This is a genomic window from Vibrio sp. THAF64 (assembly GCF_009363455.1).
Classification (GTDB): domain Bacteria; phylum Pseudomonadota; class Gammaproteobacteria; order Enterobacterales; family Vibrionaceae; genus Vibrio; species Vibrio coralliilyticus.
Genome location: NZ_CP045355.1, coordinates 1405578 through 1416438 on the forward strand (window position 1 = coordinate 1405578; position 10861 = coordinate 1416438).

The 10861-nt window shown below is 47.0% G+C and carries 10 protein-coding genes and 1 other annotated feature; of the genes, 5 read left to right on the forward strand and 5 right to left on the reverse strand.

Features of this window, described 5'->3' with window-relative positions:
* Window positions 1-2: 2 nt before the first annotated feature.
* Both FIU99_RS06380 and FIU99_RS06385 read right to left on the reverse strand, forming a co-directional pair.
* Window positions 3-1568: an anthranilate synthase component 1 gene (locus tag FIU99_RS06380; protein ID WP_152472132.1), complete on the reverse strand. Its 1566-nt coding sequence runs from the start codon at window positions 1566-1568 to the stop codon at window positions 3-5.
* Between the two features lie 131 nt (window positions 1569-1699).
* Window positions 1700-1802: a sequence feature (Trp leader region), on the reverse strand.
* Window positions 1749-1874 carry a trp operon leader peptide gene (locus tag FIU99_RS06385; protein ID WP_039951621.1) on the reverse strand — a complete coding sequence of 42 codons (126 nt, stop codon included), beginning with the start codon at window positions 1872-1874 and terminating at the stop codon, window positions 1749-1751. (Overlaps the previous feature by 54 nt.)
* 82 nt (window positions 1875-1956) lie before the next feature.
* Here FIU99_RS06385 and FIU99_RS06390 point away from each other — a divergent pair, with 82 nt between their 5' ends.
* The 5 genes from FIU99_RS06390 (at window position 1957) to rluB (ending at window position 7783) form a co-directional block, all read left to right on the forward strand.
* Window positions 1957-2808, forward strand: a complete 852-nt coding sequence (locus tag FIU99_RS06390; RefSeq protein WP_006958937.1) for a PHP domain-containing protein — start codon at window positions 1957-1959, stop codon at window positions 2806-2808.
* Between the two features lie 90 nt (window positions 2809-2898).
* On the forward strand, window positions 2899-3519 hold the full coding sequence (locus FIU99_RS06395) for an L-threonylcarbamoyladenylate synthase (RefSeq protein WP_006958936.1): 621 nt from the start codon (window positions 2899-2901) through the stop codon (window positions 3517-3519).
* A gap of 127 nt (window positions 3520-3646) precedes the next feature.
* Entirely contained in the window at window positions 3647-4288 is a 642-nt protein-coding gene (locus tag FIU99_RS06400) for a hypothetical protein (RefSeq protein WP_006958935.1), read from the forward strand.
* On the forward strand, window positions 4285-6651 hold the full coding sequence (locus FIU99_RS06405; RefSeq protein WP_006958934.1) for a bifunctional diguanylate cyclase/phosphodiesterase: 2367 nt from the start codon (window positions 4285-4287) through the stop codon (window positions 6649-6651). Before FIU99_RS06400 ends, FIU99_RS06405 begins: the two co-directional genes overlap by 4 nt.
* A gap of 187 nt (window positions 6652-6838) precedes the next feature.
* Entirely contained in the window at window positions 6839-7783 is a 945-nt protein-coding gene (rluB, locus tag FIU99_RS06410; protein WP_006958933.1) for a 23S rRNA pseudouridine(2605) synthase RluB, read from the forward strand.
* 49 nt (window positions 7784-7832) lie between these two features.
* On the opposite strand, the gene FIU99_RS06415 is transcribed toward rluB, so the two are convergent.
* Genes FIU99_RS06415 through FIU99_RS06425 form a run of 3 tightly spaced genes read right to left on the reverse strand, consistent with a single transcriptional unit; the run spans window position 7833 to window position 10783 of the window.
* Window positions 7833-8633, reverse strand: coding sequence for a PhzF family phenazine biosynthesis protein (locus tag FIU99_RS06415; protein WP_039951618.1), 801 nt, complete (start codon window positions 8631-8633; stop codon window positions 7833-7835).
* A gap of 19 nt (window positions 8634-8652) precedes the next feature.
* On the reverse strand, window positions 8653-9615 hold the full coding sequence (yidZ, locus tag FIU99_RS06420; protein ID WP_039951616.1) for an HTH-type transcriptional regulator YidZ: 963 nt from the start codon (window positions 9613-9615) through the stop codon (window positions 8653-8655).
* Entirely contained in the window at window positions 9590-10783 is a 1194-nt protein-coding gene (locus FIU99_RS06425; protein ID WP_006958930.1) for an MFS transporter, read from the reverse strand. Before FIU99_RS06425 ends, yidZ begins: the two co-directional genes overlap by 26 nt.
* Window positions 10784-10861: the final 78 nt, after the last annotated feature.

Below are 10861 nucleotides of genomic sequence, written 5' to 3' on the forward strand. Positions count from 1 at the left end.
CTCTACGACTCCTTATGCGCTGACTGAATTGCAGAGATAACGGCTTGCGCCTTACCACGAGTTTCATCTGCTTCGGCTTGTGGTTTTGAATCAAACACAACGCCAGCGCCCGCTTGAACTTGAGCGATGCCATTCTCGACATAAGCAGAACGGATAACGATACAGGTGTCTAATGTACCTTCGCCAGTGAGGTAGCCAACGGCACCGCCATAGCTACCACGGCGCGCACCTTCGACATCTCTGATAAGTTGCATCGCACGGATTTTTGGTGCACCAGTCAGTGTCCCCATGTTCATGCAAGCCTGATAGGCGTGCAGAGCGTCCAGATCGTCTCGAAGCTGACCAACCACTCGGGATACTAAGTGCATTACATGGCTGTAGCGGTCGACTTTAAGCAAATCGGCAACGTGGCGAGAACCTGCTTGGGAAATACGAGCGACGTCGTTACGCGCGAGATCCACCAACATCATGTGTTCAGCGTTCTCTTTCATATCAGTACGCAGTTCAAGTTCAATACGGCTATCTAGGTCGAAATCGATAGCGCCGTCTGGGCGTTTGCCACGTCGACGCGTGCCTGCGATTGGGTAAATCTCGACTTGGTTAGTATGGATTTCGTATTTAAGCGCGCTTTCAGGTGATGCGCCAAACAGAGTGAACAGCTCATCTTGCATGTAGAACATGTAAGGACTTGGGTTACTCAGCTTTAGTTCTTTATACGCAGCGAGTGGTGACGGACAAGGCAGGGTGAAGCGGCGTGATGGAACAACCTGAAAGATATCGCCTCGCACTACGTATTGCTTTAGATCTCGAACGATTTGGCAGAAATCTTCATCTGAAACGCTTGGCTGTGGAGAAACGTCAGTTAATTTGGTCGCTTGCGGTAAATGTTTCAGGTTAGCGCACTGTGACTGAATGCTATCAATGCGTGCTTCCAGCGTCGATTTTTCTTCGCTATTCGCAAACAATGTGGCTTGTAAATCACAAGACTCGCTCTGATGGTCAACGACGAGCAGAGTTTCTGCGACGTAAAAAACGTAGTCTGGGCATTGGTTTGATGCTTCTGCATCACCTAAAGGTTCAAAGTTCGCCACCATGTCGTATGCGAACAGACCACCAAGGAAAACCGCGTGTTGCTGATGTTCAGTAAGGTCAAAACTGTGCTGGACCAGACGCAACGCATCAAAAGAAGACGCTTCTCGTAAGCGAGAATCTTCATCAAGTGTATCGCAAGGCGCTTCAAACTCTAGTGTCAGCGTTTGGCCATCAAATGAATGAGCCACATTGCTATGAATGTTGTGAGTCAAATGAGAAAGCAGGTGTTTACCGTTATTGGTCAGTGCTTGCATGGTCACAATGTGGCCGTTGCAAACGATGCGAACAGCGGAATCAACGATCAGCAGGCTCTTCAGATCCTGTTTTGAATCGATCTCTGCGGACTCCAACAACAGGCTGTCGGTTTTGTTTTCACACAGAGTATGAAACAGACGAGTAGGATCCTGCGTGTAAGGTGCAGATGCTTGGATAACTTCAAGGTTTCCCAGCTTTTTGATTTCAATGGCCTTGTTCACAAGACCTCCTTTTCATTTGTAATCTTTTTTACTTCCTGCCGTACATAGTCGCACAAAGAAAACGTTCACCCAATGTGGAATTTGCTCTATTTGATGAATGTTTGACCAGTTGAGTGCTGAGTATCCGACAAAACAAAAAGCCCGCTTTAGTAGCGGGCTTGGTAACATTAATTTGGTAAATTAAAAGTATACGTTAGCCCACCAAGAACTTGTCCAAGTGCGCCACCAAGCAAGGTCTGCAGAACTGTCACGTAAAGAGTCAGCTGCAATATTCGCTTTCTGGTTTTGGTTAATTTCTTGTAACATAGTGAGCCTTAATTCAGGTACTTCGTATTTGTGTACTAGTTAACTAGTGCAGAGGTAAAAAGTCAACTAAAAAAACACATTTATGAGAATTGATTTACACAGCCATACCACGGCCTCTGACGGACGATTACCTGCTAACGAATTGATAGACAGAGCGCTCGGTTTTGATATCGATGTGCTGGCGATTACCGATCACGATACGGTAGATGGTTTAGAGATTGCGCATCAGTATGTTCAAGACAACCAGCTACCCATAACAATCATTAACGGTATTGAAATATCCACGGTGTGGCAAAACAAAGACATCCACATTGTTGGGTTGAATATAGACCCGCAGTCCGCCGAGTTGGCTCAGTTAATCGAACAGCAGAAAAAGCACCGTGAAGGGCGAGCAGAAATGATCGCTCATCGCCTGAGTAAAGCGACCCGAGAAGGGGTGCTCGAAGAGGTGCAAGCCATTGCTGGTGATGCACCTATCACGCGAGCGCATTTTGCGAAATGGCTGGTGGACAACGGCTACGCCAAAACCATGCAACAGGTATTTAAGAAATACCTGACTCGCAATAACCCAGGTTATGTACCACCGAGTTGGTGTTCGATGGCTGACGCTGTCAATGCCATTCACAGTGCGGGCGGACAAGCAGTACTTGCGCACCCTGGGCGCTATGATCTCACCGCAAAATGGATTAAGCGACTGCTCGCAGCATTTGTTGAAGCGGGTGGTGATGCGATGGAAGTAGCCCAACCACAACAGGGCCAACAAGAAAGGCGCAACTTGGCGGATTATGCTATACAATACAAACTATTAGCGTCTCAAGGCAGTGACTTCCATTATCCGTCTCCTTGGATGGAGCTGGGCAGGAATTTGTGGCTGCCATCAGGTGTAGAACCTGTATGGAAAGATTGGGGTATTGAGCCTTCGCAAGCTGATTGACCATAGGTTGTGGCGATTAGTGACTTAGATTGCTATTAAATCAATACGTTACAAATATAGAGTCGAGAGACTCGATGATGAGGAATTACAATGAGCCAGTTTTTTTACGTTCACCCAGAAAACCCCCAGGCTCGCTTGATCAATCAGGCTGTGGCAATCATTCGTAATGGCGGTGTGGTTATCTATCCGACAGACTCCGGTTATGCATTGGGCTGTCAGCTAGAAAATAAACAGGCTTTAGAGCGAATTTGTAAGATTCGTCGATTGGACGAAAAGCACAACTTTACATTGCTTTGTCGCGATCTTTCAGAGCTGTCTCTTTACGCTCGTGTCGACAACACCGCGTTTCGATTACTAAAGAACAATACGCCAGGGCCTTACACGTTTATCTTCAAAGGGACGAAAGAAGTACCGCGTCGTTTGATGAACTCTAAACGTAAGACGATTGGTATCCGTGTACCAGACAACCAGATTGCGCTGGATTTACTGGAAGCGCTTGGTGAACCTTTGATGTCGACGTCCTTAATTCTTCCGGGTAATGATGTTACTGAATCAGACCCAGAAGAGATTCGCGATAAACTTGAGCACGCGGTGGACTGTATCCTCAATGGTGGTTACCTTGGTGAGCAGCCAACGACTGTAGTCGATTTCAGTGATGATGAGCCTGTCATTGCCCGCGTTGGTTCGGGCGACCCTGCTGCATTCGAGTAGCAACTTCGCTTTCGCAAAAACTTCAATGAGCAGAGCATAGTGTGTTGATACCTATGCTCTTTTAACCCGCAAAAATCCCAAGTGACTGCTATGCTGATTGTTAAGTCTAATAAATCAGATATGCAATATGCGTCATTTGCTTCTTATTCTATTCTTGTTTCCCGCTATTTCTTCTGCTGCACCTCTCGAAGTGCGCGTTGTACAAAGTAATGGCAAACCAGTAAAAGATGCCGTGGTCTATGTTACCGCTTCCAACTTACCCGCTGAGGAAACGACAACTAACGAAACGTTAGTGACCGAAGTATCTCAAAACGGCCGTGCTTTTAAGCCTTATATTTCAGTAGTAAGAGTCAACCAGCCCGTTCTATTTACCAACAAAGACGACATCTCCCACCATATTTATTCCATTACGGGTCCACTCGATTTTTCTTTTGTGATTCGTGCTTCTGAACAGGGTGTTGAGAAATCTTTTCCTAGTGAAGGCGTGGTCGCCATGGGATGTAACATTCATGACTGGATGAGTGGTTACATCAAGGTTGTCGATACTCCTTATTACACCATTACCGGTAAGTCAGGGGTTGCCAGAATAACGCTACCAGACGGTTTGGAAAATGTGACGTTAACGGCTTGGCACCCACAGATGAACGAAACGCTGCAAACGGAAGTGGCGGGTGACCAAGAATTTGAACTGGCGTTAACCAAGAAAATGTCACCGATACCGAAGCAGAAAAATGCTCAGATGATTGATTTCTACGGGTCCTATAAATGAATCAATTTAAAAGTATCCAGACTCAAATACTGTTCTCTTTTCTCGCGGTGTTGATCGCTGTTCAATGCATTTTGTTTTACTCCATTTTCCAATCGAATGAAAAAGAAAGAGAAGAGCGAGCGCAAATACACCTCAGCACAGCAAAGGCGGTGTTTGAAAACCAGTTTGAACAACGTACGCGTAATTTAACCGGGTTTGCTCAGACCGTCGCAAAAGATTTTGGCCTTAAACAGGCTTTGAGAGAGGACGCGCGCAGTTTCTTAGTGGCGTTGAATAATCATCGCCAGCGGATTTCTGCCGACTTGGCGATTGCAGTTGATGAGAATGGTAATTTCATCGGCAAGCTGGTTTACGACAAAGGCACTAATCGAACCCGTGCCGATACAGAAAACAACATGCTGACCATGGAGGAAACCGCTGCTCCAGATGAGGACCGCCCAATACTCTATGACTATCAGGGAGCGGTGTTTCAATTAGTATTGGTTCCAGTCCAAAGTGGTGCTGAAACGGTCGCTTGGATAGGTTTTGGTTTTGCTATCGACCAGACTTTAGCGCAGCGACTCGCGCTACTGACAGGTATGAATGTCGATATCGGTTATCAGGAGAGCGGGCAATGGTCATTGCTTGCCAGCAGTGTAGAAGAGGCGGGCAATGGCTCTTCCGCGATAGAGCCTCAACAATCGGATGCACACACTATTGCGACTGAGGTGGCGATTGGCTTTAAAGACGAAAAAGATCTCATCGCATCCCTTTATCTCTCCAGAGCGGACTTATTCGCAACACTACAAAACCGATGGCTACAGATCATGTTGATCGTCTTGGTGACGTTTGGTTGTTCGATCGTCGCTGCCTTTTTACTATCAAAAAGCATCGCTAAGCCATTGCAGGGACTTGTTAGTAAAGCTAAGCAAATTGCTCAAGGGGAAAACAGTGACGCCTTGGTGGTGAATCGTAAAGATGAGCTTGGCGTATTAGCCCATGAATTTAACCTAATGAATCAGGCCGTTAACGACCGACAGGCTGAGTTAAACTACCGCGCTTATCACTCTGATCTAACAAAAATGCTGAATAAGAAAAAGTTGTTTGAAGATATTGCCGATCTCATCAATAAATCATGTGACGGATTTTTACTCATCCGTTTCAGAGTCTTGGAATTTGAAGAATTAAATTACAGTCTCGGGTTAGACACTGGCGAAGAGCTTCAGGTTGCGGCGGCAAGCCGATTAATGGCGTTGGAAGAGAAAGCACAATTTTATCAACTCGAGTCCTCAGAATTTGCTTTGCTCTCCCAATGTAATACCAAACAGTCGGATGAACACAGCGCCAATGTGGTTCTACAATGTTTGGCTGGAGCGTTCAGTTTACAACGTATTTCGGTGACGGTGCATACGGTGTCAGGGTACTGCCGCTATCCTAAGCATGGTGAAACCGCCCGTCAGTTGCTACACAACGCCGGTATTGCCTTACAACAAGCGATGAAGATGAGAGTTCCAAGCCTTGAATTTGCATCCAGTATGGCAGAAAGCGCTATCAATCGTGTTCGCTTAACCCATGAGCTAACGGAAGCCATTCAAGGTGACCAACTGATACTGCACTTCCAACCAAAACTGAACCTTAAGACTTCGCAGGTCGATAAAGTCGAAGCGTTAGTAAGATGGATTCATCCAGAACTGGGGATGATCCCACCGGATGAATTTATTGAAATTGCTGAAACCACTGGTCAGATAGATGCGTTGACTGACTGGGTCATGCGCAGTGCTTTGCAGCAACTACAAGTCTGGCGAGAGCTCGGATTCGAATTAGGTGTGGCGATCAACATCTCTGCGGTTAACCTCAAGCAGAAGAACTTTGACGACAAAATACTGACTTTCCTATCCCAGTCCGACTGCAGTGAAAACGAGGTTACAATTGAAGTCACAGAAAGTGCGCTGGCGGAAGACCCTGAATACGCTTTGTCGATACTCAGCCGACTGTCTGAGAGGGGGCTGTCTATTTCAATTGATGATTACGGCACGGGTTATTCGTCCTTGTCACAACTGAAACATTTACCCGCAACGGAACTGAAAATAGACAAATCTTTCATCCTCAATGTTGCCAGTGATCAGCAAGACCAGACGATTGCACAATCGACGATAAAGCTCGCCAAACGCTTTGGGCTTAAAACGGTCGCGGAAGGTGTCGAAGACCAAGCCTCGCTGGATTGGTTGGTCGCCAATGGCTGTGATCATGCGCAGGGGTATTTTATAAGTAGACCACAACCTGCTGACAAATTGACTAGCTGGCTGCAAATGCTGGAAGGTCAACAATGGGGGCAAGCTGAACCGGAAGCCAAAATAGTAGGATCGCCGCACTCAGGCCGCTAGTGGCGGCATTGACATGTATTTCATGGATATAAAACCTTACGATTATTCAATTTTTTGCCACCTTAGATTGGTGTCAAAAGTAAAAATAATGCATGCGTTTTTTTAGAGAATTTGCGATAATACGCGACCGCGATTTAGGGTCGCAAAATAGAATCGACGTCTGAGAAGACGACACAAAGGTAGATTGATGAACGAAAAATTACAGAAAGTATTAGCGCGAGCAGGCCATGGCTCACGACGCGAACTTGAAGCTTTGATCAAAGCGGGTCGCGTGAGTGTGAACGGCGTTGTTGCTAAGCTTGGTGAACGACTAGAAGACGAGAATGCGGTAGTTCGTATTGACGGCCACACTGTTTCTGCGAAGGCGCAGGAAGAAGTGGTTTGTCGTGTACTTGCGTACTACAAACCTGAGGGTGAGCTGTGTACTCGTCATGACCCAGAAGGTCGTCGAACTGTATTTGACCGTCTGCCAAAAATCCGTGGTTCTCGTTGGATTTCTGTTGGTCGTCTGGATGCGAACACATCTGGCCTACTACTATTCACAACCGATGGTGAGCTTGCTAACCGTTTGATGCACCCAAGTCGTCAGGTTGAGCGTGAATACCTTGTGCGTGTATTTGGTGACGTTGACGAGAAGAAAATCCGCAACCTAGTTGGTGGTGTAGAGCTTGAAGATGGCTTAGCGCGATTTGAAGACGTTGTTTACGCAGGCGGTGATGGTATGAACCACACTTTCTACGTTGTGATCAACGAAGGTCGTAACCGCGAAGTGCGTCGTTTGTGGGAATCTCAAGACTGTACGGTTAGCCGCCTGAAGCGTGTTCGTTACGGTGATATCTTCCTTGATAAGAAACTGCCTCGTGGCGGATGGATGGAGCTAGACCTTAAAGAGGTAAACTACCTACGTGAATTGGTAGAGCTGCGTCCTGAAAAAGAGACCATGCTTGACGAAAACAAAGCTAACACGTCACGTAAGCGAGAGCGTTCTCGTAGCCAGAAAATTCGTCGCGCAGTTAAGCGTCATGAAGAGCGAATGAACAACGGTGGTGGACGTAGCAACAATCCAGCTCGTCGTAAACCGCGTAAAGGTGCAGGCGAGCAAGGTGCTCGTAATAAACAGCGCCAGCGTTAGAAATATGAATAAAAAAGCAGCCACATAGGCTGCTTTTTTGTATCTAAAATCAGATAAATAGTGTGCCTTTGAGCGCAATCACTGCGCTACCAGAAAGCGTGACTCGCCCACTTTCCACTCGTTCGATATCCAGATAGCCGCCCCTTGAGGATGCTTGGTAGGCGGTGAGTACAGGCTTGTCGATTTTTCCTGCCCAGAACTCAGCCAGTGCACAGTGCGCTGAACCTGTCACCGGATCTTCATTGACGCCGACCCAAGGCGCAAAGTAGCGAGAGATGATATCGCTATTGGACTGAGTTGATTGAGCGGTGACGATGATCCCTCGCCCCGGTTGTCTAATCAATGAAGAAAAGTCCGGGCTTAGGTCATGCACCGCTTGTTCGTTGGTAAGCTCAAACAGCTCTTTAGAATCAAACTGACAGTAGGAGACAACCTGTTGTTCAGATAACCCGAGTGCATTGAGTCTCTCTTCAGAGCAATGTTGGTTGTATTCCAATTCGGGCGCTGGGAAGTCCAACTCATAAGTCGAACTTAACACCTTCACACTCAGCAAACCGGAAAGGGTATTAAAGGTAATGCTGTCGCCAGTTGCAATCTTTCCTTGTTGCTTTAGGACATGGGCAACAGCAAGCGTGCCGTGCCCGCACAGTTTGACTTCTACTTCAGGTGTGAACCAGCGCAATCGCATATCGCTCAAGGACAAAAACGCCGTTTCAGACACCGCCATTTCTGCGGCAATAGCAAACATCAATGACTCCTCAAGTGGCTGGTCCGTAATGCAGACACCCGCTGGATTGCCTTTGAAAGTTTCGGTGGTAAATGAGTCGACTTGATAGATGTCCAATTCCATGTCTTGTATTCCGCTTCGATCAAGTGTGATTGCGCATACTAAGTTGCTTAATGTTTTCTCGCAACCAAGTGATTTTCGGGTTGTATGCGTTGCGCTTATGCCAAATTAACGTAAATGGAATCATCAACTTTTGCTTAAACTCTTCTTCAACAGGGATAGGTAAACTGGTGAGGTTAGGGTGTAACTGTTTGACGTAATGCTTGCAGTAATTTGGGGCGGTAGTGATGTACTCATGGCCAGATTGCGCTGCCATAAACAGAGATTGCTCAAAGCTTGCCATGGTTAACGTACTGGATCGGCTCAGGCCTTGTTCCTCAAGGACGTCATCAAGTGCCCAAGTCTCACTCTTCTCCCACAGGATGTTAATGTGGGTATAACGAAGAAAGGTATCCAGATTCCATTCTTGCTTAAGCGCTGGGTGGTCATCACGTAAATAGACTTTAGGTAGATCGGTAAACAGGACTTCGTAATCCACAAAGTAGGGGAGAAGATCCAGTGACTCTTTAGAGCGGGGATGACTTTCCCGACCGGTAAAACCGATGTCTGCGTCGCCGCGGATGATGGTCTCAAGTGAGTCGTAATCCCAGTTGCTGGTTTTGATTTTGGCCTGTGGGTAGCGTTCATGTATCTGCTGAAGAAGCTCACCGAGTAAAGTCAGTAATAAAGGTGACTCTATCGCGAGATGAAACTGAATCCCTTTCGTAGACTCTTGAGTACGCTTTTCTGCAATCTGGGCACCGATTTGCAGCCAATCATTGAGGTCTTGCTCCATACTGAGGGTCAGCGGTGTGGGTGCCAGTCCGGTTGGAGTTTTGACAAACAAAGGATCATCAAACCAATCCCGCAGCTTCCCCAGTGATTTACTCACGGTCGAAGGCGTAACATTGAGCTTTTTCGCTGTTCTGGAAACACTCAGCTCCTGAAGCAGAAGCTGCAATGTAAACAGTAAATTGAGATCAAGCCGTGCCAGAGATTTCTTCATAACGATGTAGTGGTGTCGGTTTTGGTATCCATAGTATTAGAGCAAAGCTGATTAGGCTACCTGCCGCCAGTATTATTATCAGCATGTTTAGAGCACTTATGCCCAAAATACCCGCTAACCATATGTAGAAGGCTGAGCTGCACACTTGTGAAATTCCCAATAAAGAGCTGGCAACGCCGGCACGTTTAGAAAAAGGGCTGAGTGCCTGGCTCATGGCCACGCCAAAGCCGAGAGAAAAGCCAGCACACAACAGCCCAAAGCCTATGAAGTACCCGATGTGACTCAATTGAATAAAGTTAGTGATGATTAACGTAGTGGCGGAAGCCGCAAAAAACGTTTGGGATAACAGGCTCAAACTTCGCTGCTCAAATCGGGCCAGCAGGAGAGGCGCAGAGAAAGACGTGAGCATACTGATTAACGCAGTGAGCGCCATAACGGTCGAATAGCCGCCGCGATCGAAACCCATATCACTCATAATCAGCATTGGTGAAACATTAACGTATGTCAGGATCATGGTGACACTAAATGAAGTCACCATCAGACGACTCAAGAAGTAACTGTCTTTAAAAGATTCACTCTCTAAGTTAGCGGGCTCATTCAAAGGTTGCTTGGCGGTCTTAGGTCGGCTCTCTTTTAGAGCAAAGAGCGATAGAAGACAGACGATCACACCCATTCCGGACATGGTGGTGAAAAGCGCAGGCCAAGGGTATTGAAGCATGATCAAATGGCCGATGACGGGGGCAATGACTGGCACGATGCAAGTGATGCCGTTAATCATTGATAGAACCTTGGCTCTTCGCTGGTCGTCTAGCACATCGCGCAAAATCGCAAATGCAACGACGTAACACGAGCCAGCTCCGATACCCTGTGCAAATCTCGCGATGAGAAACTCAGTACTTTGGGTCGATGTACCGCCTAGAATGGACGCTGCGATAAATATGGCGGCCCCGATAATTGCTACTGGCTTTCTCCCCGATGAATCCGCAATTCGACCTGCGACTAGCATAGTGGTAGCCATGCCTGCCAGATAGATTGAAAAGGCAATGTGCAGCTCGGCTTCTGTTGCATTCAAATCCTGAGCGATTTGCGGTAAACCAACCAGATACAGGTCTATGGCCGTGGGATAGAGTAAAACAAGAGCAAAGCTACAAAGCAAAAATCGAATCATGGAAACCTCGCGAATTCAGAAGCCCTGATACTAAATTGCGCTTGAGGGAACCGCGAGTGGGAAATACGACAACGGGTA

Bases quoted from the DNA above. Each gene is read 5' to 3' on its own strand.
- rluB (WP_006958933.1), top strand. From the start codon at position 6,839: ATGAACGAAAAATTACAGAAAGTATTAGCGCGAGCAGGCCATGGCTCA.
- FIU99_RS06415 (WP_039951618.1), bottom strand. From the start codon at position 8,633: ATGGAATTGGACATCTATCAAGTCGACTCATTTACCACCGAAACTTTC.
- FIU99_RS06385 (WP_039951621.1), bottom strand. From the start codon at position 1,874: ATGTTACAAGAAATTAACCAAAACCAGAAAGCGAATATTGCAGCTGAC.
- FIU99_RS06405 (WP_006958934.1), top strand. From the start codon at position 4,285: ATGAATCAATTTAAAAGTATCCAGACTCAAATACTGTTCTCTTTTCTC.
- yidZ (WP_039951616.1), bottom strand. From the start codon at position 9,615: ATGAAGAAATCTCTGGCACGGCTTGATCTCAATTTACTGTTTACATTG.
- FIU99_RS06425 (WP_006958930.1), bottom strand. From the start codon at position 10,783: ATGATTCGATTTTTGCTTTGTAGCTTTGCTCTTGTTTTACTCTATCCC.
- FIU99_RS06395 (WP_006958936.1), top strand. From the start codon at position 2,899: ATGAGCCAGTTTTTTTACGTTCACCCAGAAAACCCCCAGGCTCGCTTG.
- FIU99_RS06400 (WP_006958935.1), top strand. From the start codon at position 3,647: ATGCGTCATTTGCTTCTTATTCTATTCTTGTTTCCCGCTATTTCTTCT.
- FIU99_RS06390 (WP_006958937.1), top strand. From the start codon at position 1,957: ATGAGAATTGATTTACACAGCCATACCACGGCCTCTGACGGACGATTA.